This window comes from Cronobacter malonaticus LMG 23826 (assembly GCF_001277215.2).
Lineage (GTDB): Bacteria > Pseudomonadota > Gammaproteobacteria > Enterobacterales > Enterobacteriaceae > Cronobacter > Cronobacter malonaticus.
This window is the reverse complement of the sequence record NZ_CP013940.1, coordinates 3,944,757-3,970,999: the sequence shown is the minus strand read 5'-3', so window position 1 is coordinate 3,970,999 and position 26,243 is coordinate 3,944,757. Positions and strand designations below refer to the sequence as shown.

Annotated in this window: 21 protein-coding genes and 2 pseudogenes; 15 read left to right on the top strand and 8 right to left on the bottom strand. The window is 55.4% G+C overall.

Translation table 11 applies throughout. The annotated features are described in order from the left end of the window. The first annotated feature begins 3 nt into the window (after positions 1-3). A pseudogene (gene yicI, locus AFK66_RS18565) lies at positions 4-2,327 on the top strand (alpha-xylosidase). Between the two features lie 48 nt (positions 2,328-2,375). Here yicI and avtA read toward each other — a convergent pair. Together avtA and AFK66_RS18555 are read right to left on the bottom strand one after the other, a co-directional pair. Further along, entirely contained in the window at positions 2,376-3,632 is a 1,257-nt protein-coding gene (avtA, locus tag AFK66_RS18560; RefSeq protein ID WP_023899662.1) for a valine--pyruvate transaminase, read from the bottom strand. Between the two features lie 173 nt (positions 3,633-3,805). Further along, positions 3,806-5,836, bottom strand: coding sequence for an alpha-amylase (locus AFK66_RS18555; protein ID WP_007779355.1), 2,031 nt, complete (start codon positions 5,834-5,836; stop codon positions 3,806-3,808). A gap of 313 nt (positions 5,837-6,149) precedes the next feature. Between AFK66_RS18555 and AFK66_RS18550 the strand changes: the two genes are divergently transcribed. Continuing rightward, positions 6,150-6,974 carry a protein bax gene (locus AFK66_RS18550; RefSeq protein WP_071601437.1) on the top strand — a complete coding sequence of 275 codons (825 nt, stop codon included), beginning with the start codon at positions 6,150-6,152 and terminating at the stop codon, positions 6,972-6,974. A 143-nt stretch (positions 6,975-7,117) separates the two neighbouring features. Here the strand turns inward: AFK66_RS18550 and xylR are convergent, their stop codons facing one another. The 4 genes from xylR to xylF form a co-directional block, all read right to left on the bottom strand. Then, entirely contained in the window at positions 7,118-8,296 is a 1,179-nt protein-coding gene (xylR, locus tag AFK66_RS18545; RefSeq protein WP_007779350.1) for a D-xylose utilization transcriptional activator XylR, read from the bottom strand. 98 nt (positions 8,297-8,394) lie between these two features. Then, on the bottom strand, positions 8,395-9,585 hold the full coding sequence (gene xylH / locus AFK66_RS18540; RefSeq protein ID WP_023899661.1) for a xylose ABC transporter permease XylH: 1,191 nt from the start codon (positions 9,583-9,585) through the stop codon (positions 8,395-8,397). After that, entirely contained in the window at positions 9,563-11,104 is a 1,542-nt protein-coding gene (locus AFK66_RS18535) for a xylose ABC transporter ATP-binding protein (protein ID WP_007779348.1), read from the bottom strand. The genes xylH and AFK66_RS18535 overlap by 23 nt, the downstream gene beginning before the upstream one ends. A 66-nt stretch (positions 11,105-11,170) precedes the next feature. Further along, positions 11,171-12,163, bottom strand: coding sequence for a D-xylose ABC transporter substrate-binding protein (xylF, locus tag AFK66_RS18530; RefSeq protein WP_004387592.1), 993 nt, complete (start codon positions 12,161-12,163; stop codon positions 11,171-11,173). Between the two features lie 382 nt (positions 12,164-12,545). On the opposite strand from xylF, the gene xylA reads away from it, so the two are divergent. The 4 genes from xylA (at position 12,546) to AFK66_RS18510 (ending at position 16,950) form a co-directional block, all read left to right on the top strand. Next, positions 12,546-13,868: a xylose isomerase gene (gene xylA, locus AFK66_RS18525; protein ID WP_007797416.1), complete on the top strand. Its 1,323-nt coding sequence runs from the start codon at positions 12,546-12,548 to the stop codon at positions 13,866-13,868. 47 nt (positions 13,869-13,915) lie between these two features. Further along, positions 13,916-15,370, top strand: a complete 1,455-nt coding sequence (xylB, locus tag AFK66_RS18520) for a xylulokinase (protein WP_023899659.1) — start codon at positions 13,916-13,918, stop codon at positions 15,368-15,370. Positions 15,371-15,490: 120 nt separating this feature from the next. Further along, complete coding sequence (locus AFK66_RS18515) at positions 15,491-16,033, top strand: isochorismatase family protein (RefSeq protein WP_007779341.1); 543 nt, start codon at positions 15,491-15,493, stop codon at positions 16,031-16,033. Further along, positions 16,030-16,950 (top strand): GlxA family transcriptional regulator, encoded by a 921-nt coding sequence (locus AFK66_RS18510; RefSeq protein ID WP_023899658.1) that lies wholly within the window; start codon positions 16,030-16,032, stop codon positions 16,948-16,950. Before AFK66_RS18515 ends, AFK66_RS18510 begins: the two co-directional genes overlap by 4 nt. On the opposite strand, the gene AFK66_RS18505 is transcribed toward AFK66_RS18510, so the two are convergent. Then, a complete protein-coding gene (locus AFK66_RS18505) occupies positions 16,943-17,935 on the bottom strand; it encodes an acyltransferase (RefSeq protein WP_032969072.1) in 993 nt (330 codons plus the stop codon). The genes AFK66_RS18510 and AFK66_RS18505 overlap by 8 nt on opposite strands. Positions 17,936-18,122: 187 nt before the next feature. On the opposite strand from AFK66_RS18505, the gene AFK66_RS18500 reads away from it, so the two are divergent. The 4 genes from AFK66_RS18500 to AFK66_RS21820 all read left to right on the top strand — a co-directional run bounded on the left by AFK66_RS18500 (position 18,123) and on the right by AFK66_RS21820 (position 22,004). Further along, positions 18,123-18,434: a YsaB family lipoprotein gene (locus AFK66_RS18500; protein ID WP_007779333.1), complete on the top strand. Its 312-nt coding sequence runs from the start codon at positions 18,123-18,125 to the stop codon at positions 18,432-18,434. A 117-nt stretch (positions 18,435-18,551) separates the two neighbouring features. Continuing rightward, a complete protein-coding gene (glyQ, locus tag AFK66_RS18495) occupies positions 18,552-19,463 on the top strand; it encodes a glycine--tRNA ligase subunit alpha (RefSeq protein WP_004387598.1) in 912 nt (303 codons plus the stop codon). Positions 19,464-19,472: 9 nt separating this feature from the next. Beyond that, positions 19,473-21,542: a glycine--tRNA ligase subunit beta gene (gene glyS, locus AFK66_RS18490; RefSeq protein WP_007779329.1), complete on the top strand. Its 2,070-nt coding sequence runs from the start codon at positions 19,473-19,475 to the stop codon at positions 21,540-21,542. Between the two features lie 303 nt (positions 21,543-21,845). Next, positions 21,846-22,004, top strand: coding sequence for a Hok/Gef family protein (locus tag AFK66_RS21820; RefSeq protein WP_015387147.1), 159 nt, complete (start codon positions 21,846-21,848; stop codon positions 22,002-22,004). Positions 22,005-22,145: 141 nt separating this feature from the next. On the opposite strand, the gene AFK66_RS18485 is transcribed toward AFK66_RS21820, so the two are convergent. Then, entirely contained in the window at positions 22,146-22,439 is a 294-nt protein-coding gene (locus tag AFK66_RS18485) for an HTH-type transcriptional regulator (protein ID WP_032968497.1), read from the bottom strand. Between the two features lie 313 nt (positions 22,440-22,752). Here AFK66_RS18485 and AFK66_RS23200 point away from each other — a divergent pair. The 5 genes and pseudogenes from AFK66_RS23200 to AFK66_RS18470 all read left to right on the top strand — a co-directional run. Further along, a pseudogene (locus tag AFK66_RS23200) lies at positions 22,753-23,043 on the top strand (DUF5431 family protein); the annotation flags it as partial. Continuing rightward, positions 23,000-23,158: a type I toxin-antitoxin system Hok/Gef family toxin gene (locus tag AFK66_RS21810; RefSeq protein WP_032983250.1), complete on the top strand. Its 159-nt coding sequence runs from the start codon at positions 23,000-23,002 to the stop codon at positions 23,156-23,158. The pseudogene AFK66_RS23200 and the gene AFK66_RS21810, both read left to right, overlap by 44 nt. A 252-nt stretch (positions 23,159-23,410) precedes the next feature. After that, on the top strand, positions 23,411-24,121 hold the full coding sequence (locus AFK66_RS18480) for a DUF3053 domain-containing protein (protein WP_007779318.1): 711 nt from the start codon (positions 23,411-23,413) through the stop codon (positions 24,119-24,121). A 798-nt stretch (positions 24,122-24,919) separates the two neighbouring features. Next, positions 24,920-25,477: a fimbrial protein gene (locus tag AFK66_RS18475; protein WP_007779312.1), complete on the top strand. Its 558-nt coding sequence runs from the start codon at positions 24,920-24,922 to the stop codon at positions 25,475-25,477. A 53-nt stretch (positions 25,478-25,530) separates the two neighbouring features. Continuing rightward, on the top strand, positions 25,531-26,226 hold the full coding sequence (locus tag AFK66_RS18470) for a fimbrial biogenesis chaperone (RefSeq protein ID WP_007779310.1): 696 nt from the start codon (positions 25,531-25,533) through the stop codon (positions 26,224-26,226). Positions 26,227-26,243 lie beyond the last annotated feature (17 nt).

The window sequence follows — 26,243 nt, the reverse complement described above, 5'->3', positions numbered from 1 at the left end:
GCCATGAAAATCAGTGACGGAAACTGGCTGATTCAGCCGGGTTTAAGCCTGCTGCATCCCGTTCAGGTATTCGATGTTGAGCAGCGCGACGGCGAAATGGTGGTTTATGCCGCGCCGCGCGACGTGCGCGAACGCGCCGGACAGCTCGATACACCGCTTTTCACCCTGCGTTTTTTCTCCCCGCAGGAGGGAATCATCGGCGTGCGTATCGAACATTTTCAGGGCGTGCCGGATCACGGCCCGCATTATCCGCTCAATACAGAAGCGCATGTTCAGGTTGAGCTGCGCGACACGGACCGCTACGCCGAGCTGAAAAGCGGCGCGCTCAGCGTGCGGGTTACCAAAGGCGAAAACTGGGCGCTCGATTTTCTGCGCGACGGCGAGCGTATTACCGGCAGCCAGTTGAAAAACAACGGCTATGTGCAGAATAACAACACCGCGGCAGCTACATGTTCGAGCGGCTGGATCTCGGCGTTGGCGAAACGGTCTACGGCCTCGGCGAGCGGTTTACCGCACTGGTGAAAAACGGCCAGACGGTGGAGACCTGGAACCGTGACGGCGGCACCAGCACGGAGCAGGCCTATAAAAATATTCCTTTTTATCTGACCAACCGCGGCTATGGCGTGCTGGTGAATCACCCGGAGTGCGTCTCTTTTGAAGTCGCCTCGGAGAAAGTCTCGAAAGTGCAGTTCAGCGTGGCGGGTGAATATCTGGAATATTTCGTTATCGATGGGCCAACGCCAAAAGCGGTGCTGGATCGTTATACCCGCTTTACGGGGCGTCCGGCGCTGCCGCCCGCCTGGTCGTTCGGGCTATGGCTCACCACCTCGTTTACCACCAACTATGACGAAGAGACCGTGAACCGGTTTATCGACGGCATGGCGGAGCGCGAACTGCCGCTGCATGTCTTTCACTTCGACTGCTTCTGGATGAAAGCTTTCCAGTGGTGCGATTTCGAGTGGGACCCGGCGACCTTCCCGGACCCAGAAGGCATGCTTAAGCGCCTGAAGGCGCGCGGCCTGAAAATCTGCGTCTGGATTAATCCTTACATCGGCCAGAAATCACCGCTGTTCCGCGAAGGTATGGAAAAGGGCTATCTGCTGAAACGTCCGAACGGCGTGGTGTGGCAGTGGGATAAATGGCAGCCAGGGCAGGGGATTGTTGATTTCACCAACCCGGCGGCGTGTGCCTGGTACGCAGGCCACCTGAAACGCCTGGTCGGGATGGGCGTTGACTGCTTTAAAACCGATTTCGGCGAGCGCATTCCCACCGATGTGGTGTGGCATAACGGCGCTGATCCGCAAAAAATGCACAACCATTATGCGTTCATTTATAACGAACTGGTCTGGAACGTGCTGAAAGAGACTGTGGGTGAAGAAGAAGCGGTGCTGTTTGCCCGCTCGGCGTCCGTTGGCGCGCAGCAGTTCCCGGTGCACTGGGGCGGCGACTGTTACGCCAACTATGAATCGATGGCGGAAAGCCTGCGCGGCGGCCTCTCCATTGGCCTTTCCGGCTTCGGCTTCTGGAGCCATGATATCGGCGGCTTTGAAAACACCGCGCCCGCGCATGTCTACAAACGCTGGTGCGCGTTTGGGCTGCTCTCCAGCCACAGCCGCCTGCATGGCAGTAAATCGTACCGTGTGCCGTGGGCGTATGACGACGAAGCCTGTGACGTGGTGCGCCACTTTACACAGCTGAAATGCCGCCTGATGCCTTATCTGTATCGCCAGTCGGTGTCAGCGCGCGAGTGCGGCACGCCAGTCATGCGCGCCATGATGCTGGAGTTTCCGGACGATCCGGCCTGCGACTACCTCGACCGCCAGTATATGCTCGGCGACAGCGTGCTGGTCGCGCCGGTTTTCAGCGAGGCGGGCGACGTGGCGTTTTATCTGCCGCCAGGGCGCTGGACGCACCTGTGGCATAACGATGAGCTGGACGGCGGCCGCTGGCATAAGCAGCGTCACGATTTTCTGAGCCTGCCGGTGTATGTGCGCGACAATACGCTACTGGCGCTCGGTAATAACGAACAGAAGCCCGACTACGCGTGGCATGAGGGCACGGCGTTCCAGTTGTTTAACCTGGCGGATGGCGCTGAAGCGCGCTGCGAAGTGCCTGCCGCGAATGGCGAGACGGTGTTTACGCTGTGCGTGAAGCGCGAGGGCAAGCGGTTGATGGTGGAAGGGCGCGGTCACGCCGTTGGCTGGACACTCTGCCTGCGTAACATTCAGCAAGTGGCAAGCGTTGACGGCGCAAGTATTACGGGCAGCGAATGGGGTGTTGTGTTGACGCCGGAGCGTGAGGCGCGAGCGCTTATCCTCACGCTCTGAGGAACAAAAACGCCGCCAGGAGGCGGCGTTTTCTCTGAGGCCGAGAGATTACTGCCCCGCTTCCTGCCAGGCGCGCTCAATCTCTGCCGCCAGGATTTTCACGCCCGCCTCGATTTTCTCCGGCTCCGGCACGTAGTTCATGCGCATGCACTGGTGCGTATGCGGCCACGGTTTATCCAGCCCCGGAAAGAAGAAATCGCCCGGCACCATCAGGACGCCACGCTTTTTCAGGCGCTGGTAGAGCAGTTCGGTAGTGATCGGCAAATCTTTAAACCACAGCCACAGGAAAATCGCGCCTTCCGGTTTGTGAATGAGGCAGCGCTCCGGCGACAGATAACGGCGAATGATGGCGATCGTGTCCTGAACGCGCTGCTGGTAGAAGGGTTTTATTACTTCCTGAGACAGACGCAGCAGATCGTTGCGCTTAATCATCTCGCAGGCCATCGCAGGGCCGATGCCGCCCGGTGCCAGGCTGATGATCCCGTTCATGTTGCTGATGGCTGAGATGACTTTTTCATTGCCGATGATAATGCCGCAGCGGCTACCCGGCAGGCCGAGCTTGGAGAGGCTCATGCACAGAATGATATTCGGGTTCCAGAGCGGGCGCGCTTCGCTAAAGATAATGCCCGGGAACGGCAGACCGTAGGCGTTATCAATCACCAGCGGAATATTGTGCTGATTCGCCAGCGCGTCGAGCTTAATCAGCTCGTCGTCGGTGATCACGTTGCCGGTCGGGTTGGTTGGGCGCGATACGCAGATCATGCCGGTTTCCGGGCCGATATGCAGATGCTCGAAATCCACATGATATTTAAACTGGCCTTCCGGCAGCAGTTCGATATTCGGGCGCGCAGAGACGAACAGGTCGTCCTCGAGCCCGGAATCCGCGTAGCCGATGTATTCAGGTGCCAGAGGGAACAGCACTTTTTTCGACGTCCCGTCCGCCTGACGGCCAGCAAATAGGTTAAACAAGTAGAAAAATGCGCTCTGACTGCCATTTGTCAGAGCAATATTCTGTGGTTCGACATCCCAGCCAAACTCTTTTCGCAACATGCCCGCCAGGGCTTCCAGCAGCTCACTTTTTCCGCGCGGACCGTCATAATTGCAAAGCGCATCAGTCACTTTGCCGCTTTCGAGCATTGAGGCCAGCAATTCCTGGAAATAGTGGTTCATCGCCGGGATTTGCGCCGGGTTTCCGCCGCCCAGCATGATAGCGCCGGGGGTGCGTAACCCGTCGTTGAGATCTTCCATGAGGCGCGTAATGCCTGCATGGCGGGTAAATTTGTCGCCGAAAAGTGAAAACGTCATAGCGGGTTGTCTGTCGCATTCTTTTAAAAAGAGGCTAACCATAGCGCTACAGGATGGCGGGTGCAAATCGGCGGGCGGGTGCTTTTCTGATGCAAAATGTTTCGATGCTGACAGCATGCAGCATTAAATGCTGGATAACGAGGCGGCGCGCCCGAAGACACGCCGTCTGGTGATTACTGCTGGCCGGCCCAGACGACCATGACGGTATCGTCACCCTGCTGGCGGATAAACCCATAGCCCTGTTTCAGCGAAAGCGTGGTCTGCTTACCGCCGCCAATGGCCGGGTGACGCGCGCGGAACTGCCCGAGTTTTTGCCAGTGCGCGAGCGTCGCCGCGCTTTTGCCATTGAGATCCTGCCAGTTCATATCGGATCGCGTACCCTGGAGCGGATCGGAGCCGGTTGGGCCGAAAGGCCGCTCACTTTCGTCGCCGTAAAAAATCTCCACCGCGCCGGGCGTGAGCAAAAGCAGTTCTGCCGCCCGCGGCCCGCCTTCGCGGAACAATCGTGTATCGTGAGAAGAGAGATAGCTCAGCGCATTGAACCCCTGGAGTTTTTCCGCCATCTGCTGCCAGACCATATCGATATTCGCGAAGCAGTCGGCGGCTTTCGCGGCCTGCTCCTGGTAATCGAAGTTAATCATCGCATCGAAGCCGTGGCGGTAGTAATCGCTCTGCATTACGCCGTGACCCCAGGCCTCGCCGGTCATCCAGAACGGCGCGTCATCGGGCTTTTTATCCGGATTTTTCGCTTTCCATTCAACGAGCGCTGCGCTGGCCTCGTTTTTCAGCTGCTGCCAGGCGGCCAGCTCAACATGTTTTGCCGTATCCACGCGGAAACCGTCGATACCGTAATCGCGCACCCACTGGCTGAGCCAGCGTGTCAGGTAATCGCGCGGCGTGGCGCCGTCGATAAGCTGCGCCGCGGTATCCGGCTTGTGCTGGTAAAAGTTTGGCAGGCCGGAGGGCTGCGTCGATTCCGTTTTCAGGTCCGGTAAAAAGGTGAGCGACAGCGTGAGATCGTCAAAGCCGGGGCTGTCGTAGTCACCGATATCCGTGCGGATCCACTTTTTACCCCACCATTTTTCCCAGGCGGCTTTATCGCTGAAATTAATATAGTCATTGAAGCTGTGCCAGTTCTGGCCTTGTCCCGGGCGCCAGTCGGTCCAGTTTTCACCCAGCGTCTTTTTCAGCTCGTCGCCTTTCAGGTAAAGCGCGCCGAACTGGAATTGCTGCATATCGGCGAGCGTGGCGTAGCCCGTGTGGTTCATCACCACATCGAATAAGACACGAATGCCGCGCCGGTGCGCTTCATCGACCAGCTGGCGTAAATCGTCCGGCGTGCCCATGTTGGCATCCAGTTTCGTCCAGTCCTGCGGGTAGTAGCCGTGGTAGGCGTAATGTGGGAAATCGCCTTTAGTGCCGCCGCCGACCCAGCCGTGGATCTGCTCCAGCGGCGAGCTTATCCATAATGCATTGACGCCGAGCGTTTGCAGATAATCCAGTTTGCTGGTCAGCCCTTTGAGATCGCCGCCGTGAAACGTGCCGATCTCCTGCATGCCATCTTTATGGCGGCCATAGCTGTTGTCATTGGTCGGGTCGCCGTTCACAAAGCGATCGGTCAGGACGAAATAGACGGTGGCGTTATGCCAGTTGAACGCGGCCTGCGAAGAAGCTTCTGCGCGCTCCAGCAGCAGAAGCCCGTTGCTGCCGGGCGCAGGTGTCAGCGTAATTTGCCCCTGCGTGACCGTGGCGGTATTGCCGCTGTAGAAGTCCCGCACCACGCTGCCTTCCGGGAACGTCTCTTTTACGGAGACTGTGAGCGGTTTGCCGTCCCATTTCGGGCATTGGCGTGTCACTTCCGCGACCGCCTTTTGCGCTTCCTGCTCGACGCTTAACATCAGGGTCGGCGTGCCGGATCGCGTGTCTATCTGCACCTTATAATTGCCGTCGCGAAAACGCCGCCACTCGGGGGCCGGGTCAACGCATGGCGTCAGTGAGAGCATCTGGTTGAGTTTGACAGGCCCGGCGGGTTGCCAGCACGCATTATCCATCGTCAGGCGCAGCGGCTGCGCGCCTTTCGCCAGCGGCCCCTGGCTTGTAAATACGCCGGGGGTTTTTTCCTGAAACGCAGGCAGGTCGGGAGCGGACCACTGTGCGAGCGCGATGCCCGGCAGCAGTAGCAGTGCGAGAGGGGAGAGGTTCATTATATGCATCCTGTGCGATTTTTGTTCAGTGTCGCATGGCGAGATAAGGAATTCCTCATCCTTAAGCGGCAGCGAAAGGGGAGGAAACGGGAGGATGAGCCGTGCCCTTTCAACGCCAGCATGAAATGCTAAAAATGCCATTTTTTAACGTTTATTTTCAGCGAGTTAAACTGCCTTTAAGCGCCGCGAATTCAGAATCGACTTATTTCTTTAGATGATCCAAAGCGGTATTTTTGATAAGATTTAAGATTACTTTCTTAAATCCAATTAAATAATAAGGTGTTGGAATGCTTAAATCCGACCAGGAGACCTGATGATATCGACTTCAATTCGACGATTAGGGGCGGCTCTGTGTATGTTAGCCACCCTGGCATTTTCGGGTGAAGTGCTGGCAACGCAGCACACAACGAAAAAGAGCCACACAGTACACGTTACAAAGACAAGCGGTAAAAAACTGGCAAGCAGTAAAAAAGAGTATTCTCGCAATAGTGTAATAAGTGGTTCACTGCCTGATTTGCGAAAATACCCTTCCGGAACACCACGGAAAAAAGCGTTTCTCCGGACCGTAATGCCTTACATTACCAGCCAGAATGCGGCTATTTCGGCTGAGCGTAACTGGCTTATTTCAAAGCAGTATGACGCCCAGTGGTCGCCTGCTGAACGCGCGCGCCTGAAAGATATCGCGAAGCGTTATAAGGTAAAATGGAACGGCAACACGCGCCGCGTACCGTGGAATACGCTGTTTGAACGTGTCGATATTATTCCTGCCAGCATGGTTGCGACCATGGCGGCGGCGGAAAGCGGCTGGGGAACCTCGAAACTTGCCCGTAATAACAACAACTTGTTTGGTATGAAATGCGCCAGCAAGCGTTGTAATAACGAACCAGGCAAAGTGAAAGGATATTCTCACTTTAACTCTGTTAAAGAGTCCGTTAATGCGTATGCGGTGAATCTGAATACGCATCCGGCTTATGCTTCTTTCCGCAAATCGCGTCTGCAACTGCGTAAAGCGGATCAGGAAGTGACGGCCAGTAATATGATTCATAAGCTGAAAGGCTATTCCACCAAAGGGAAAAGCTATAACAATTATCTGTTTGCCATGTATCAGGATAATCAGCACCTGCTGGCAACCAATTAATTAGCGGCTCTCATGGTTCGTGCATAAAAAACGTCTTCTTCGGAAGACGTTTTTTATTGTTTTCGCGGCGTCGTATAAAGGCACTATTAACGGCAGCCAGCATAAGCGCCGCTTAACTTTTTTAAGTTAAACTGCTGCGCACGCTATATCATCACTTCGCTGAATCTGTCGCGATAATCCTTCGGCGTGGTGTCGTACTCTTTCCTGAATACCGAATAGAAATATTGTAGCGACGGATAGCCGCACATCTGGGAAATTTCGTTAATGCTCAACGAAGTAGAAATCAGCAGGCTGCGCGCCTTTTCCAGCTTCTCCGCATGGATCACGGCGTGAATAGTTTCGCCGACTTCTTCTTTAAAGCGCTTCTCCAGGTTAGAACGGGAAATCCCCACCGCATCCAGCACCTGCTCAACTTTAATGCCTTTGCAGGCATGATTGCGGATGTAGTGCATCGCCTGGATGACGGCGGGATCGTGCAGCGAGCGGTAATCGGTTGAACGCCGCTCCACTACACGGGCAGGCGGCACCAGCACACGCTGGAGCGGCAGGTTTTCATTATCCAGCAGGCGATGCAGTAATTTTGCAGCCTGATAACCCATCTGGCGCGTGCCCTGCGCCACTGACGAGAGCGCGACGCGGGAGAGATAACGCGTCAGCTCTTCGTTATCAATGCCGATAACGCACAGTTTCTCCGGCACCGGAATATGTAAATGCTCGCACACCTGGAGCAGATGGCGCGCCCGCGCATCCGTCACGGCGATAATGCCGGTCTGCGGCGGCAGCGTCTGGAGCCAGTCAGAGAGCCGGTTCTGGGCGTGTTGCCAGTTCTCCGGCGCGGTTTCAAGCCCCTGATAAATCACGCCGCGGTACTTTTCGCGCGCGACCAGTTCGCTAAAGGCGTGCTCACGCTCGGCGGCCCAGCGTTTGCCGCTGGAAGAAGGGAGCCCGTAGAAGGCGAAACGGTGTACGCCTTTCTCTTTCAGATGCAAAAACGCGCTTTCGACCAGCGCGTAGTTGTCTGTCGCGATGTAATGCACTGGCGGATAGTGCTCGGGCCGATGATAAGAGCCGCCGACGCCGACGATCGGCACCTCGACATCTTTAAGCAACTTCTCGATTTCCGGGTCGTCAAAATCGGCGATCACCCCATCGCCAAGCCACTCTTTGATATTTTCAATCCGGGTGCGGAAATCCTCTTCCATGAAGATGTCCCACTCTGATTGTGAAGCCTGCAGGTACTCACCAACGCCTTCAACCACCTGACGGTCATAAGCTTTGTTGGCATTAAACAGCAGCGTAATGCGATGACGCTTTTCAAACATAGTGTCAGTATCCGGCCTTGAACCTGTTGTTTGAATAACACATATCCCGCGAGGCGGGATAACCGCGCACCTGCAATGTGATCCATTGCAGGTTATGTTTATGCGCGTCGGCGGGTCGCGGAATCCATCCAGACCGCCAGCAGCAAAATGGCCCCTTTGACGATGTATTGCCAGAATGTGGGCACGTCCATCATGCTCATGCCGTTATCAAGCGACGCCATAATAAAGGCGCCCATCACCGCCCCCGCCACGCTCCCGACGCCGCCCGCAAGGCTGGTGCCACCGATAACGCAGGCGGCGATGGCGTCCAGTTCGGCGATATTCCCGGCCGAGGGTGATCCGGCCCCGAGGCGCGAGCTTAAAATTAACCCGGCAATCGCGACCATCACACCGTTTATCGCAAACACCGCGAGTTTAGTGCGCTCTACGTTAATGCCGGAAAGCCGTGCGGCGTCGATGTTGCCGCCGATGGCGTATATACGGCGTCCAAATGCAGTATGCAGCGCCATAAACATGCCTGCCAGCAGAAGGAAAGTGAGGATGAGTACAGGTGTAGGTACGCCGCGATAATCGTTCAGCAGCCAAATGGCACCGAGCACGATCACCGCCGTCAGCGCTTGCTTGCTGACAACGGCACTGGAAGGCGTTGAAGTCAGCCCGAGCGCCTGGCGACGCATTCGCCCCCGCCATTGCCAGAAAATAAACAGCGTCAGCCCGAGCGCGCCGATGGCAAAGCCGACGCCGCCCGGCAGGTAGCTCTGGCCTATCTGAGACATCGCAGGGCTTGTGGGCGACACCGTCGTGCCGTTGGTGATGCCTATCAGCACCCCGCGAAATGCGAGCATCCCCGCAAGCGTGACAATAAACGACGGGACTTTGCGGTAAGCGACCCACCAGCCGTTCCATGCGCCCAGCAGCAGGCCGAGCAGCAGCGTGACGACAATCGTCAGCGGCAACGGCCAGCCCAGCCAGACGTCAAAAATCGCTGCGGCCCCGCCCAGCAAGCCCATCATTGAGCCGACAGAAAGATCGATCTCCGCGGAAATAATAACGAAGACCATCCCGACGGCCAGAATGCCGGTAATCGCGGTCTGGCGCAGCAGGTTTGAGATATTACGGGCGCTCAGGTACGCGCCATCGGTCATGAAAGTAAAAAACAGCATGATGGCCACAATGGCCGCGATCATCACAAAGACCTGAACGTTGATTTTATTCAGCGCGCGGAATGAGACCGGCGAAGAGGCCGACGGCGTGGCCAGCTTGATTTCAGACGGATTGCTTTTCGACATGGCGATCGCTCCTAAGGGCGGCTTCCATCACCTGTTCCTGTGTCAGATGGCGGTTGATTAGATTGGCTTTGAGTCGGCCTTCATGCATCACCAGCACCCGGTCGCTGAGACCGAGCACTTCCGGCAGTTCCGATGAGATAACAATGACGGCGATACCCTGCTGCACCAGTTGATGAATCAGTTTGTAGATTTCATATTTGGCACCGATATCTATGCCGCGCGTGGGTTCATCCAGAATAAGAATGCGAGGGTTTAGTAGCAGGCAGCGCGCGAGAATTGCTTTTTGCTGATTGCCGCCGCTCAGACGGCCTATAGCCAGCATTGGCGACGCGGTTTTCACTTTCAGGCGCTGTAGCGAATCAAGAATGCACTGTTGTTCCGCCGCCGCATCCAGCGCGCTGAGCGGTCCGCTGAACTCATCGAGCGCGGCGAGCGTAATGTTCTGGCCAACCGCCATCACCGGCACAATGCCGTCTTTTTTGCGATCCTCCGGCACCATCGCGATCCCGTGGGCGATGGCCTGTTGGCAGTTGCGAAGCGATACCGGCTTGCCGTCGATAAAAATGTCGCCCTGCCAGCGCCCTGGCCAGACGCCGAACAGACACTGCATCGCTTCGGTGCGCCCGGCACCGACCAGCCCCGCGATGCCGAGAATTTCACCACGGCGCAGCGAAAACGAGAGCTCGCTGACGCGCCTGATGTGGCGGTTCACCGGGTGCCATGCCGTCAGGTTCTCCACACGCAGGATTTCATCACCAGGCGTATGAGGCTCGCTCGGGTAGAGGGCCGTCAGTTCGCGGCCTACCATCATAGCGATGATCTCCTCTTCACTCATTTGCGCAGCCGGGCGTGTGCCGACCGGTTTGCCATCCCTGATGACGCAAATGGTGTCGGATATCGCTTTTACTTCATTCAGCTTGTGGGAGATGTAAATACAGGCGATATCGTGTTGCTGAAGATCCCGAATGATATCCAGCAACAGCGCGGTCTCCTGCTCGGTGAGTGACGCCGTGGGTTCATCCAATACCAGCAGACGCACCTGTTTGTTCAGCGCTTTCGCGATCTCCACCAGTTGCTGCTGCCCAAGGCCGAGATCGCCCGTTCGGGTATGCGGAGAGACAAACAGGCTCACCTGCGCCAGCAGTTTTTCGCAGCGCACCGTCATGGCGTCGTAATCCAGCACGCCGTGGCGCGTGATTTCCGCGCCCAGGAAGATGTTCTCCAGCACTGTCAGATTTTTTACCAGCGCCAGTTCCTGGTGAATAATCGCTATCCCTTTGCGCTCGGTATCACGGATATGGGCTGGCTTGAGTGGCTCACCGGCAAACGTGATTTCGCCTTCATAGCTGCCCCAGGGGTAGATCCCGCACAGCACTTTCATCAGCGTTGATTTGCCAGAGCCATTTTCACCGCACAGCGACATCACCTCGCCTGGGGCCAGCGCGAGCGATACGTTATCGACCGCTTTAACGGCACCGAAGGCTTTGGTGATATTTTTCATTTCGAGTAAATAAGGCATAACAAGTCCGCCTGCACTGTCGGAGGGCGTTACTGGCGTTTACGGCGAACCGCAAACGCCGTGGGATTACAGTTCGCTCTTCTTATGGAAGCCGTCTTTAATGACGGTGGATTCAATATTGGATTTATCCACCTTGATGGGGGTTAACAGGCGCGCGGGGACTTCTTTCAGCCCGTTATTAAGTGTGGCGTCAGATTTAGGCTGCTTGTCGTTGCCAAGCTCCACCGCGACTTCTGCGGCCGTATTGGCAAGCTGCGTGATCGGTTTATAGACCGTCATGGTTTGTGTGCCAGCGATGATGCGTTTGATCCCGGCAAGGTCGGCATCCTGACCAGAGATAGCGACTTTCCCGGCAAGCCCTTGCGCGCTCAGCGCCTGAATAGCACCGCCTGCGGTCGCGTCATTAGAGGCCACCACAGCATCGATTTTGTTATTGTTCGCGGTCAGCGCGTTTTCCATTATTTTCAGCGCATTTTCTGGTAACCAGCCATCCACCCACTGATCGCCGACGACTTTTATTTTCCCACTATCAATAAACGGCTTAAGAACTTTCATCTGGCCATCACGGAACAGGCGCGCATTATTATCGACCGGCGACCCGCCCATCAGAAAATAATTCCCTTGCGGCACTTTGTCGACCAGGCTTTGCGCCTGGAGTTCGCCTACTTTTTCATTGTCGAAAGAAATATAGAAGTCAATATCGGCGTTATTGATCATACGATCATACGCCAGCACTTTAATTCCTTCGCGTTTTGCCTCGGCGACAACATTACTTAATACCTGCCCGTTGTAGGGAATAATGACCAGGACATCCACGCCGCGGTTGATCATGTTTTCAATCTGCGACATTTGGGTTTCTTCATTGCCGTTCGCCGACTGCACAAACACTTTAGCGCCCAGTGATTCTGCTTTACTGACGAAAATGTCGCGGTCTTTCTGCCAGCGCTCAAGGCGCAGGTCGTCAATCGCCATGCCAATTTTGACGTCTTTTGCGATGCCGCTGAAGCTGGTCAACACCAGCGACGCGCACAGGGTAAGAATAAGCTGCTTTATTTTCATGATTTTTATACCTGTTCCAGTGTTACGAATGGGCTTAATTCATCGGGGACGAAACGGACATTCATACTTACGGACGCAGGAATTTTTAGCGCGGAAAGGCTGGCGATCAATTACAGATTTTAATCTTCGGGTTATGTTTTTTTGTTTATTTCTGATTTTATGACGCCGATCGGATTTCTAATGCTAAATCCAAAGCTTTCACAAATAAAATGGAATTTATCGCGCAATGTAATATTGAGCAGAGCTAACCTGTTTTTTGCGAGCCAGCGCACATTTGCGCATTCTCTTAATCGCAGTGTGAAATAACGTAATTGAGCAAAGGGAAAGGAAATTCCAGGATTAATTTATTCTCGCTGGAACAGCCCTGATTACGGAGTTAATTATGCCGACTTATTTCGACCAACTTGAACGTGTGCGTTATGAAGGCCCGAAAACCACGAATCCCCTGGCATTTCGCCATTACAATCCCGATGAGTTGGTTGCCGGCAAGCGTATGGAAGACCATCTGCGTTTCGCTGCCTGCTACTGGCACACGTTCTGCTGGAACGGCTCGGATATGTTTGGTGTTGGCGCGTTTGAACGCCCGTGGCAGCAAGCAGGCGACGCGCTGAGCCTCGCGAAACGCAAAGCCGACGTGGCCTTTGAGTTTTTCCATAAGCTCAACGTGCCTTACTACTGCTTCCATGATGTTGACGTATCGCCGGAAGGCGCGTCGCTGAAGGAGTACCTGAATAACTTTGCCCAGATGGTCGAAGTGCTGGCGCAGAAGCAACAGGAGAGCGGCGTGAAGCTGCTGTGGGGCACCGCCAACTGCTTTACCCATCCGCGCTACGGCGCAGGCGCCGCCACCAACCCAGACCCGGAAGTCTTCTCCTGGGCAGCCACGCAGGTGGTCACCGCCATGAACGCGACGCATCAGCTGGGCGGTGAAAACTATGTGCTGTGGGGCGGGCGTGAAGGCTACGAAACGCTGCTCAATACCGATCTGCGCCAGGAGCGTGAACAGCTTGGCCGCTTTATGCAGATGGTGGTCGAGCATAAACATAAAACCGGTTTTCGCGGTACGCTGCTCATTGAGCCGAAACCGCAGGAACCGACCAAACATCAGTATGACTACGACGCGGCGACCGTGTATGGCTTCCTGAAACAGTTCGGCCTTGAGAAAGAGATTAAGCTTAACATTGAGGCGAACCACGCTACCCTTGCAGGCCACTCTTTCCACCATGAAATTGCCAGCGCCATTGCGCTCGGTCTGTTCGGTTCGGTGGATGCAAACCGCGGCGACCCGCAGCTCGGCTGGGATACCGATCAGTTCCCGAACAGCGTCGAAGAGAACGCCCTGGTGATGTATGAAATCCTCAAAGCAGGTGGTTTCACGACCGGCGGGCTGAACTTTGACGCCAAAGTGCGCCGTCAGAGCACCGATAAATATGACCTGTTCTATGGTCATATCGGCGCGATGGACACGATGGCGCTGTCGCTGAAAGTCGCAGCGAAAATGCTCGAAGAGGGCGAGCTGGATAAACGCGTCGCCCGCCGTTATGCCGGCTGGAACGGCGAGCTTGGCCAGCAGATCCTCAAAGGCCAGATGACACTGGCTGAACTGGCGCAGTACGCGGAGCAGCATAATCTGGCACCGCAGCATCAGAGCGGACATCAGGAACAGCTGGAAAACTTGGTCAATTATTATCTGTTTGATAAGTAAACGCATTGCGCCGCCTTCGGGCGGCGTTCTTCACAGGAGCGGCGGCGATGTATATTGGGATCGACCTTGGGACTTCAGGGGTAAAAGTTATTCTGCTGGATGAGCAGGGAGCACTTGTCGCTTCGCACAGCGAAGCGTTGCAGGTCGCTCGTCCGCATCCGTTGTGGTCGGAGCAAGATCCCGAAAGCTGGTGGCAGGCGACTGACCGGGCTATGCAAGCGCTGGGCGCGCAGCACAGCCTGCGAGACGTGAAAGCGATTGGCTTGAGCGGACAGATGCATGGCGCGACGCTGCTTGATAAACATCAGCGGATTTTGCGCCCGGCAATCCTCTGGAATGACGGGCGAAGCGCGCAGGAGTGCGCCATCCTTGAAGAAAACGTCCCCGATTCGCGTGAAATTACCGGCAATCTCATGATGCCCGGCTTCACCGCGCCAAAACTGCTGTGGGTGGCGCGTCACGAGCCGGACATTTTCAGGCAAACCGACAAAGTGCTGCTCCCTAAAGATTACCTGCGGCTGCGTATGACCGGTATATTCGCGAGCGACATGTCCGATGCGGCCGGCACGATGTGGCTGAACGTGGCGCAGCGCGACTGGAGCGATGCCATGCTGGCGGCGTGCCATCTGCAACGCGAGCATATGCCAGCGCTGTTTGAAGGCAGTGAAATTACGGGCGAGCTGAAAGATGACGTTGCCCGGGCGTGGGGCATGAATGCGGTGCCGGTGGTGGCAGGCGGCGGCGATAACGCCGCGGGTGCGGTGGGCGTTGGTCTTGCCGAACCGGGCCAGGCGATGCTGTCGCTTGGCACATCCGGCGTTTACTTTGCGGTCAGCGACGGCTTTCGGGCAAACCCTGAAAGCGCGGTGCACAGTTTCTGCCATGCCTTACCGGCGCGCTGGCATTTGATGTCAGTGATGCTGAGCGCCGCGTCGTGTCTCGACTGGGCGGCACAGCTTACCGGTGCGGGAAGCGTACCGGCGCTGCTTACCGCGGCGCAAAGCGCGCGTGAAGACGCAGGCGCTGTCTGGTTCCTGCCGTATCTCTCCGGTGAGCGCACGCCCCACAACAATCCGCTGGCGAAGGGGGTGTTTTTTGGGCTGACGCACGAGCATGGGCCTGCCGAACTGGCGCGCGGGGTGCTGGAAGGGGTGGGTTATGCGCTGGCAGACGGCATGGATGTTGTGCATGCGTGCGGGGTGACACCACAAAGCGTTACGCTGATTGGTGGCGGCGCGCGCAGCGCGTACTGGCGGCAAATGCTGGCGGATATCAGCGGCGTGCCACTGGATTACCGCACCGGCGGCGACGTCGGCCCGGCGCTTGGCGCGGCAAGGCTTGCGCAGATTGCGCTCTCACCGCAGCGTGCGCTAACCGATCTACTTCCACCGCTTGCGCTGGAACAGCAGCATCAGCCGGATGCGGTGCGCCATCAGCGTTATGGCGAGCAGCGTGAAACCTTCCGTAAGCTCTACCAGCAGCTACTGCCGTTGATGTCATAACCAAAAACGGGTGTTCAGAAAGCCGTCCTGAAACACCCGTTTTTTGTCCTTTTCTGGTCTGCCCGGCGTCACTCATGCCTGTAAGAATTGGGTCAACCCCACTCGAACAGGTGTCCTGAAATGACGCGTACCGCACTGATCAATATCGATACTCAACAGTCCTTCTTTCACCGCAGCTACTGGCGTGAAGACGATTTTCCAGCGTTTTGCGAGGCTATCAACACGCTTATTGCGGGCTGTGAAGCGCGCAATATCCCGGTTGTCGATATCTTTCATGTCGATGAGGACGAACTGTTTACGCTTGAATCGGGCTTTGTAACGCCGATGCCTTTCCTGCGCCATAACGCCGCCGTGACATTCCATAAGCATGTCCATAACGCATTTACCGACACCGGGCTGGATTTATGGCTGCGCCAAAGAGATATTAACCACCTGATTATCTGCGGTATCCGTACCGAACAGTGCTGCGAAACCACAACGCGGGTCGCCTCTGATCTGGGTTATCGGGTGACGTTTGTCAGCGAAGCGACGCTGACGTTTCCGATGACCTGGAAAGGTGTGACGCTGGACGTGGACGCATTACGCCACCGTACCGAAACGGTGCTGGCGGGGCGTTTTGCGACGATTAGCAGCGTGGCGCAATGTCTGGAGTCTTTGGGATGACCATTCCTGTCTGGTTTGTGGTGTTGCCTGGCGTCATGGCGCTCGATTTAACAGGCCCGGCGGAGACATTCGCGCTCGCGGGCGATGCTTTTAGCCTTAATTACATCGGGCCTGAAGAGCGAGTCGTGATGTCGACCGGCTTACAGGTAGCGGGTATCGCGCCGCTGCCGGAAACACTGCCGCCAGGCAGCCTGCTCGTTCTGCCGGGTGTCGCGGATTCCAGCCGCTGGTTTTCTACGCCAGAAGCGCTGGCCGCCCGCAACTGGCTGATGCGGCTTCAGCCGCTGATCCACAGTCAGCAGCTTACGCTTATCTGTGTCTGCTCAGGCTCTCTGCTGGCGGCGAAAGCCGGTCTGCTGCATGGCGTTGAGTGCACCACGCACCATGACGTGCTGGCGCGCCTGAAAGCGGCCACCCCCGGCGCGCAGGTGCGCGATAACCGTATTTTTGTGGAAGATCGCGGCATCTGGACCAGCGCGGGTATTACGTCCGGCATCGATTTAAGCCTGCACCTGATCCATCGCCTGTGCGGGCCGCGCGCGGCGCTCGACGTGGCGCGCGAAATGGTGGTCTGGTTTCGCCGCTCCGGCGACGATCCGCAGCTCTCGCCATGGCTGCGTTACCGTAATCACTTACATCCCGCCGTGCATCGCGCGCAGGATTTACTGGCAGCGAATCCGCAGGCGGCATGGAGCCTGACGGAGATTGCCGGACGTGTACACGTCAGTCCGCGCCATCTCACGCGACTGTTTAAGGAGCATCTGGGGATCAGCGTTCGTGATTATCTGGAACAGTTACGCGTGGCGCTTGCCAGCCAGTGTTTATTGCAGGGGCAGGGCGCGGAGCAGGCCGCGGTGGCTACCGGGTTTTCATCCGCCCGGCAGTTTCAGCGCGCCCGCTCGCGTGCCGCTAACTGACGAGACGACGGCGGTCGAGGCGCTGTAACAGCGCGGCCAGCGCCAGGCTACCCGCCAGCGTCATACTAAAAATCCAGGCGATATCCAGCACCGGCCATGCCGTAAATTCAATATGCCGCGTGCGCAGAAAGTGAATGATGAGCGCATGGAAGCCGTAAATCCCCAGCGAATAACGCGCGATAAACGCGAGCGGCGCCATCTCGCGGTTGAGCGTATTTTTCGCCAGTACCAGCAGGCTTAACGCCGCGATCAGCACCAGCGGGCCGCAGTAAAGATAAAAGGTGTCGGCGAAGTTGCCGTGGCTCTCCAGCGCCTGATGGGTGCCGCTCGCAATCGACACGGTACTGACCGCCAGCACGATACCCGCCAGCAGGCTCACCGGGCGCTGCTCCGTTTCCATCATCCCAATCGCGCGGCCCATTAGTCCGTACAACACATAATAAAACGTATCGCCATTGATATAGAGATTCACCGGCAGCCACTGCACGCCGTCGAACTTTTGCGCCACGGTATTGGGGTTCGCGACTACGCCCAGCAGGACAATAAGCGCCAGCGCCGTTCGGCCATCAATGCGCTTCACGCTAATCAGCGGCGACAGGAGATAAATAACGATAATGGCGAAGAAAAACCATAAATGGTAGAAAACGGGCTTTTGTAACAACAATTTAAGCGACATTTCGCCATTAATTGGCGTCAGTAGCGCGATATAGGCGAGCGCCACGGCGCTGTAAAAAACCAGGCAGAGCGTGATACGCAGAAAATGCCGCTGTCCGGCGCTGCGTTCGCCAAAAAACAGGTACCCTGAAATCATAAAAAACAGCGGTACGCTGACGCGCGACGCAGAGTTCAGCAGGTTGGCGAAATCCCAGTTAAACGGGCTGACCAGGGAAGGATTGGTAATATACCAGGTCGTTGTGTGGATCATGATGACCATCAGACAGGCTATCGCGCGCAGATTGTCTATCCAGTGAATTTTTTGCTGCATCAGTTCCTCTGTACCATCTTTAATTATCAGCAGTGTGACTTCCTGATTCTGGATCCTGCTCCACGGAACAATCTGAGTTTCAGGGCGGCCCGTTGTCAGCCTGGCGGCGGTTTTGCAGAATGCACGCCCTTTGTCCGCTGCGGTCACCCGCGCTTTGGTCGTCATTTTAACATGGAGATAACAGACTATGACGAGGCAGTTGCCCCGCACGCTTTGGCTGGTGCTGTTTGCAGGCGCGCTTGCCGGTTGCAGTAACGAGGACGCGCATCCGCAGCATGCGCAAAAAGGTCGCGTCAGCGCGCCGCATTCGCTGGAAATGGAACAGCTTTGTAAAGCGAAAGCCGCCCATCGCTACAATACCGCCGCGCAGAAAATCACCGTCAACGGTTTCGAGGCGTTTCAGGGAAGCTATGAAATGCGTGGCTATACGGCGCGTGAAGAGGGCTTTACCTGCTCTTTCGACGCGAGCGGTCAATTTTTACACCTTTCTATGCGCTAATGGCGCAACCGCGCGTCAACCGCCCGCTTTTGGTCGTGGATTGGGCTGTATATCTGGCGGTCAACGGGTATACTGACCGCTTCCAAATAAACCCACTCGTATCGCGTGCGAAATCATATGCAAAAGTTTGATACCAGGACCTTTCAGGGCCTGATCCTGACCTTACAGGATTACTGGGCTCGTCAGGGCTGCACCATCGTTCAACCTCTGGACATGGAAGTCGGCGCCGGCACCTCCCACCCGATGACCTGCCTGCGGGCGCTGGGCCCGGAGCCGATCGCGGCCGCTTATGTTCAGCCTTCCCGCCGCCCGACCGATGGCCGCTACGGCGAAAACCCCAACCGTTTACAGCACTACTACCAGTTCCAGGTGATCATTAAGCCGTCGCCGGACAATATTCAGGAGCTGTACCTGGGGTCGCTTAAAGAGCTGGGTATGGACCCGACCATTCATGATATTCGCTTCGTCGAAGACAACTGGGAAAACCCGACGCTCGGCGCCTGGGGTCTTGGCTGGGAAGTGTGGCTGAACGGCATGGAAGTGACGCAGTTCACTTACTTCCAGCAGGTCGGTGGCCTGGAGTGCAAACCGGTGACCGGTGAAATCACTTACGGCCTCGAGCGTCTCGCCATGTACATCCAGGGCGTGGACAGCGTTTACGACCTGGTGTGGAGCGACGGCCCGCTTGGCAAAACCACCTACGGCGACGTGTTCCATCAGAACGAAGTGGAGCAATCTACCTATAACTTCGAATACGCCGACGTGGATTTCCTGTTCACCTGCTTTGAGCAGTACGAAAAAGAAGCTCAACAGCTGCTGGCGCTGGAAAACCCGCTGCCGCTGCCTGCTTATGAACGTATTCTGAAAGCCGCCCACAGCTTCAACCTGCTGGACGCGCGCAAGGCTATCTCGGTGACCGAGCGCCAGCGCTATATTTTGCGTATCCGCACGCTGACCAAAGCCGTGGCCGAAGCCTACTACGCCTCCCGCGAGGCGCTGGGCTTCCCGATGTGCAACAGAAATAAATAAGAGGCTGCCATGTCTGAGAAAACTTTTCTGGTGGAGATTGGCACTGAAGAGCTGCCACCAAAAGCCCTGCGCAGCCTGGCGGAATCCTTCGCTGCGAACTTTACTGCTGAACTGGACGCCGCGGGCCTGACCCACGGCGTTGTGAGCTGGTTTGCGGCGCCGCGTCGTCTGGCGCTGAAAGTGGCGAATCTTGCGGCATCTCAGCCGGATCGCGAAGTTGAAAAACGTGGCCCGGCGGTCTCCGCGGCGTTTGACGCTGAGGGCAATCCGAGCAAAGCGGCGGAAGGCTGGGCGCGCGGCTGCGGCATCACTGTCGATCAGGCGGAGCGTCTGGTCACCGACAAAGGTGAGTGGCTGATGTATCGCGCCCATGTGAAAGGCGAAAGCGCGCAGGCGCTGCTGCCGAACATGGTGAGCACCGCGCTGTCTAAATTGCCGATTCCAAAACTGATGCGCTGGGGCGCGTCTGACGTCCAGTTCGTACGCCCGGTTCATACTGTAACGCTGCTGCTGGACGATGAAGTGCTGCCAGCGACTATTCTTGGTATTCAGTCCGACCGCGTGATCCGTGGTCATCGCTTTATGGGCGAGCCGGAATTCACGATCGACCACGCCGATCAGTACCCGCAGATCCTGCTGGAGCGCGGCAAGGTCATCGCCGACTACAACGCGCGTAAAGCCAAAATTCAGCAGGACGCCGAAGCAGCAGCTGCGAAAATTGGCGGCAATGCCGATCTGAGCGACAGCCTGCTCGAAGAAGTCACCTCGCTGGTGGAATGGCCGGTAGTGCTGACCGCGAAATTCGAAGAGAAATTCCTGGCGGTGCCGGCGGAAGCGCTGGTCTACACCATGAAAGGCGACCAGAAATATTTCCCGGTTTACGGCACCGACGGCAAGCTGCTGCCGAACTTTATCTTTGTAGCGAATATTGAGTCCAAAGATCCGCGCCAGATTATCTCTGGTAACGAAAAAGTGGTGCGCCCGCGTCTGGCGGATGCGGAGTTCTTCTTTAACACCGACCGCAAAAAACGTCTGGAAGATCATCTGCCGCGTCTCGAAACCGTACTGTTCCAGCAGCAGCTCGGCACGCTGCGCGACAAAACCGATCGCATTCAGGCGCTTTCCGGCTGGATTGCGAGCCAGATCGGCGCGGATGTGAATCACGCGACGCGCGCGGGCTTGCTCTCCAAATGCGATCTGATGACCAACATGGTGTTTGAGTTTACCGACACCCAGGGCGTCATGGGCATGCACTACGCGCGTCATGATGGCGAATCTGAAGACGTTGCGGTAGCGCTGAACGAGCAGTACATGCCGCGCTTTGCGGGCGATGCGCTGCCGTCAAGCCTGGTGGCCTGCGCCGTAGCGATTGCCGATAAAATGGATACCCTGGCCGGGATTTTCGGCATCGGTCAGCATCCGAAAGGCGATAAAGACCCGTTCGCGCTGCGCCGCGCTGCCCTTGGCGTGCTGCGTATCATCGTTGAGAAAAACCTGCCGCTCGATCTGCAAACCCTGACGGAAGAAGCGGTGCGCCTGTATGGCAGCAAGCTAACCAACGCGAAAGTGGTGGATGATGTCGTGGACTTTATGCTGGGCCGTTTCCGTGCCTGGTATCAGGATGAAGGCTACAGCGTTGACACCATTCAGGCGGTGCTGGCGAATCGTCCGACCCGCCCTGCGGATTTCGATGCCCGCATGAAGGCGGTATCGCACTTCCGTACGCTGGATGAAGCAGTAGCGCTGGCTGCGGCGAACAAACGCGTTTCCAATATCCTCGCGAAAGCCACCGAGCCGCTGAACGATGAAGTTCATGCCTCGGTGCTGAAAGAAGATCCGGAAATCCGTCTGGCGCTGCAGGTCGCTGTAATGCGCGACAAACTGCAGCCGCTGTTCGCTGAAGGCCGCTACCAGGAAGCGCTGGTCGAGCTGGCGCAACTGCGCGAGCCGGTGGATGAGTTCTTCGAAAAAGTGATGGTTAACGCGGACGATGCGCAGGTGCGTATTAATCGTCTGACGCTGTTGTCAAAATTACGTGCGCTGTTCCTGCAAGTGGCGGATATTTCCCTGCTCCAGTAACGTGTTCCGTTAATAATAAAAAAACCCGCCGCTGGCGGGTTTTTTTATAGCGGTTTTCGCTACGTTGAATTCTTATTTTCTTATCACAATACAAAAAGCGCGGTGTTATTACGTGGTCGCGTAATTATTAATAAACCGGTTGCGGATAATATAGCGCGCGGGTGCTCAGGCTGGCTGGCTTGGGCATGATGCAAAGGCTGGTCAGATGAATGCCCCCCTAAGTTAATTCCATTTAACCTCGGGGGAGGCTGCAATCAGTACCCAACAGCCTGATTGTAGCCTCTTCCCTATAAGGAGGCAATTATGCCAATAAAATCCCGATATGCTTTTTTAAGCATATTAGCGCTCTGTATTACAGTGCTGTGTTTCGCCTTAATAATGCGTGATCGCTTATGTGAATTCACCATTAAAGAGGGAAGCCGGGAAATACGGGCAATCCTTGCTTACGAACCAGGGAAGTAGCCTTTGGATGGGGGAGCGCTCCCCCACCCACTGGTCAGGAGGGCGGGTTAGCCTGCACGCACCCAAATGTATTCTGAAAAGCAACGCCCCCGCATCTGCGGGGGCGTTTTGTTTGCGAAAAAAAGTGTACTGGCTTGCCTTTCATTCCATGAGTTGTTTACTGAGCATGGGATTCGCCTGAATCAGGCGCATCAGCTTCAGTTCGGTGCTGGAGGGTTTCACACGGCGGGATTCCCACTCCTGAACCATGGCCACACTGACACCCATCACACGAGCCAAATCATCTGTTTTCAGGCCCGTTCTTTTGCGTAACAGTTCAAATTCTGTAAACACGTTAGGTTTCTGCGCCAGGGTAACCGTATCAGAGGCATCTTTCTTTAATACAATTTGTTCGAGGCTGCTGAGCAACTCAAACATAGGGTCTTTAGATTCCATTTTGGACTCCTAATCACACAGCGGGATCGTGAACGTCTAAGAAGCTTCTTAATCATAGTTCGGAAAAAACCAAACTGCGGGCAGGGTAGTATAAGATTTTGCGCTTGTTGACTGGCGAGCGCCGGCTGCGGCCGTTCGGGGGTGGAATATCTCGTCCTAATTGATTGATATTAGGATTAATCTTAAGAAAGTATAGTTTTGTAAAAGATCACGGCGCGATCCTTTATCCCCTCAGCGATCCCGCCAAAAGCCCGGCATTTTAGGACGCGTGCAACCGCTCTTCTGGTGCGCATATACAGGGTTCCAGCATGCGATGGGAAAGCGCTCATGGTGGTTTCTGAAAAGCACCGAATCGCGTTCTGGCAGCTTAAAAAGGCAGCGTAGAATACTCCCGGCGCTTGAGGCTTTTTGCCTCCGGCAACCGGCAGTGTTACCGCAATGGCGGATGGCAGAAAGAAGAAAGCCCCGAAGGTCAATTTTCATTAACCAACGAGGCTGTCTCCATACTGAACATATGCAGATTAGCCTCTTAACCGTCGCAAGACAAGGAAAAGAAGCTGATGAAACTACCGCGAAATGCGCTTATCTGGTGCGTATTAATCGTCTGTACCACACTATTAATATTCACGCTCCTTGTCCGGAAATCGCTGTGCGAAATCCGTTATAAGGACAGATATCGGGAGGCCGCTGCGTTTCTGGCTTACGAATCCGGTAAGTAGCGTCTGGAGGGCGGGGGAAACCCCGCCTTTTCAGGCCTGGCGAGGCCGCGGAGCGGTATGGCTGTGAGCGTCTTTATTAAGGGTCGTCAGCGCAGGCTGGCGGCCCTTTTTTACGCACGGCGCGCTGCCTTTCGCATAATCGCTTTTGAAGCGCAATAAAGGGTATCCTGCGCGACGCGTCTGAACTATCCTTGTGGGCGTTGAAGCACACTGGCAGTGGTGTGCGCGTTGATGAGTGAAAGGAGCAAAAAAATGGCGACAGGTAAGTCCTGCTCTCGCTGGTTCGCGCCGCTGGCGGCGTTGTTAATGGTAGTCAGCCTGAGCGGGTGTTTTGATAAAGAGGGCGACCAGCGCAAAGCGTTCGTCGATTTCCTGCAAAACACGGTGATGCGTAGCGGCGAACGTTTGCCGACGCTGACCGCCGATCAGAAAAAACAGTTCGGTCCGTTCGTTTCCGACTATGCCATCCTTTACAGCTACTCTCAGCAGGTGAACCAGGCGATGGACGCCGGCATCCGCCCGGTAGTGGATAGCGTAAATAGCATTCGCGTGCCGCAGGATTACATGACTCAGCGTGAGGCGCTGCGCCAGGCCAACGGTTCGCTGGGCGTAATGAGCCAGCAATTGCAGAACGCGAAAATGCAGGCGGATAGCTCTCATGCGTCGCTTAAGCAGGCAGACGATCTGAAGCCAGTGTTTGATAAAGCTTATGAAAAAGTGGTGACCGGCCCGGCTAACGCGCTGCAACCGCTGATCCCGGCCGCGCAGACGTTCACTCAACAGCTTGTGCAGGTCGGCGATTTCATCGCGCAGCAGGGCACGCAGGTGGGCTTTGCGGCCAACGGCATTCAATTCCCGACCTCGCAGCAGGCGAGCCAGTATAACGCGCTGATAGGCCCGCTCGCCGCGCAACATCAGGCCTTCACCCAGGCTTACACGGCCGCGACCAACGCGATGCAGTGAAAAAAAACGGCTCTTACGAGCCGTTTTTTTATACCCACAGGAATACCACACCCTGACAGAAGCGCTACAACAGGTTCTGCCTTACTGGGTTCTGATGCTAACTTCACGGTATCGATAGCATTGTCAGAAAAACTAAATGCGCCCTTCCTTTGCAATATGCATATCCCTTTAGTCAGTCTTTCTGGCTAACAGTCCGCCGCTGATGGTAATGGTCACTGTAAGATGAACGCGTAAATCACTCTTCTGGTATCCCCGTCATGCCGGGTTCCGCTTATCTGTTTTCATTCAAATTAATAATAAATAACAATCATCTCACCCTGTATTTTTTATTGTGGGGAATATTTTTATCTCTGTGCCAATATTTTTTACTATTTTATGGTTTACAAAAAATCACTCATTTCTGATATTTAGGAAATCGTCCATATATTGTCCATGCCTTTATTTTTGAAGGGCTTTTTTATGATATTCCAGAGTTATTCATGGTGGCGGTTACAGGTTCGTGTATTGTTACAGAAATTACGATTTTTATAATGAGCACATCATCACGGCGTTGTTAATAACGCTTTCCGTTAAGACAGGCTCTGTTGCTGGTGAAATTGTTAAATAACTGCGTAGCAAACGGTACTGGCATTAAACGCACACGTAATAATGCAACTTTGTGCAAATTTAACGGTGGATGAGTACTGTTTTGTCCTGATGTGTGAGACGCGTACGGGACGAAAATTATATTCACAGGCTGTGAATATAGTCCGGCTATTTTGATGAATAGCTTAACTTTTAATGTAACCAGGATGATATATGAAAAAGTTAGCACTTGGCCTTTCTTTAGCTGCGGCAATGGGATTTGCTGCGACCGCGCAGGCTGCTTCTACCGGCACTATTACCTTTGAGGGAGAACTGACGGCGACATCGTGCGATGTCAACGTTGATGGTCAGGGTTCTGATGCGACCATTACGCTGCCAACCATGGGGATCAATCAGCTCGACGGAGTCGGTAAAACGGCGGGTCGCACCAATTTTGTGATGGATCTGACTAACTGTGCGGGCACGCTGAAAACTGTGGCGGCCTACTTTGAAGCGGGCGCGTCTGTCGATCCGGTCACGGGCCGTCTGAAAAACGCCACGGGTTCAGACAATGCCACAAACGTCAGCCTCCAGCTGCGTGATGGTTCCAGCACTTCCTACGACGTGATTAAAGCGGGCGACGCCAGCCAGTCCACGAAAACCACTTTTGTCACGTATGACGCCACAGAAGGCACTGCCACGCTGCCTTACGCGGTGGAATATTACGCAGAAGATGCAACTACGGCCGGTAAGGTTAACAGCAGCGTCGTTTATTCACTGATGTATAAGTAAAAATGCGACAGGAGGGGTAATCCCTCCTGTATTTCTTCAAGGGAGTGAATCATATGGCGAATACCCTTTCCTGGAAAAGCGCATTCTTCATACTGGTGATAGGGTTTGCCTGCCCGACGGCCATCGCCAGTATCGTTATTACCGGTACCCGCGTGATTTATCCGAGCGATGCGCCAGAGGTCAGCGTAAAGCTTGATAATAAGGGCACCTCGCCCGTATTGATTCAAAGCTGGATCGATAACGGCAATGCTGATGCCGCGCCGGAAACGATACAGGTGCCGTTTATTTTAACTCCGCCGATTAACCGGGTGGAGCCGGAGAAAGGTCAGACGCTGCGTATTACTTTTACCGGAAAATTATTACCGGCGGATCGGGAATCCGTTTACTGGCTTAACGTTCTTGAAATTCCTGCTAAAAAAGCGACGGTCAGCGATAACTATTTACAGGTCGCGTTTCGCTCGCGCATTAAATTATTCCTTCGCCCTACAGGGCTTGAAGGCAATGCCAATGAAGCTGTACAGCATGTCACCTGGCGCGCCAATGGACAGACTATCGAAGCGGCAAACCCCACGCCCTATTTTATTTCCCTGGTCAATCTGACAGTGAACGGAAAAACCCTCGATGCCGACATGATTGCGCCGAAATCGACCATGACAATAAAACTGCCTGGCAGTCCGGGAAATAAACTCGCAGGCGTCTTTGTTAATGATTATGGCGCGCTGAATGAATTCGAGGCGACGCTGAAATAAGCCGTCGCTCTGTTTAT